1 protein-coding gene is annotated in these 899 nt (G+C 78.6%); it reads right to left on the minus strand.

What is annotated here, in order from left to right; all coding sequences use genetic code 11:
* Window positions 1-128 precede the first annotated feature (128 nt).
* On the minus strand, window positions 129-899 hold a 771-nt coding region (locus SSBG_RS12085; RefSeq protein ID WP_008746415.1), incomplete at its 5' end, for a glycosyltransferase family 4 protein.

An 899-nucleotide genomic window follows, 5' to 3' on the forward strand; every position in this document is an offset into this window, starting at 1 on the left:
CGTGCCGCCCCGGCACCCGCGGCCCGTTCCGGCCCTGGGTGTCGTGACCCGTTCCGCGCCCACCGGCACCAGCGGTTCCGCCGTCCTCGCGGGCGAGAGCTCCACCCGCACCACGTCGTTCTCCACGCTCACGAGCTCATCGACTCCCTGGAAGGGCGGGCCGCTGCGGTCGTGCCGCGCGGGCCCGGGGGGCTGGTCCTGCCGGTCCGCGCGAGGACCGCGCCGTAGAGAGCGGAGACGGCCCGCGCGGTCCGCCCGACGTCGTGCCGGGCGCGTACGTGCGCGAGCCCCGCCGCGGCGAGGTCCGCGCGCAGCACCGGCGCGCGCAGCAGGCGCACGAGCGCGGCGGCGAGCGCGAGCGGCGCCTCGGGGGGCACGAGGGCGTACGGGAGTGCCGCGCCCGGCAGGCTCTCGCGGGCGCCGCCCGTGTCCGTGAGGACGAGCGCCCGCCCGCAGGCCATCGCCTCCAGCGGGGCGAGCGCCATGCCCTCCCAGCGCGAGGGCAGCACCACGAGGTCGGCGGCCCGGTACCAGCGCGCGCAGTCCGCCGCCGCGCCCACGAACTCCACTCCCTCACCGGCCCGTTGCCGCAGCTCCGCCGCGTCGGGACCGTCGCCGACGAGGACGAGCCGCGCCCCCGGTACGTCCGCGCGGACGGCGGGCCAGGCCCGCAGCAGCACGTCCTGCCCCTTCTGCCGGCACAGCCGCCCCACGCACACGACGAGCGGAGCGCCGTCCCCGTACGCGTACCGGCCCCCGTCCGGCCGGAAGGCCGTGAGGTCCACGCCGTTCGGCAGTACGGCGAACTCGCCTCGTACGCCTGCCTGTTCGCCCGTACGCCGCTCGGCCTCGCTGACGCAGAGCAGCCGGTCGGCCCAGCGGGCCCCGTACCGCTCCCA

This window comes from Streptomyces sp. SPB074 (assembly GCF_000154905.1).
Classification (GTDB): domain Bacteria; phylum Actinomycetota; class Actinomycetes; order Streptomycetales; family Streptomycetaceae; genus Streptomyces.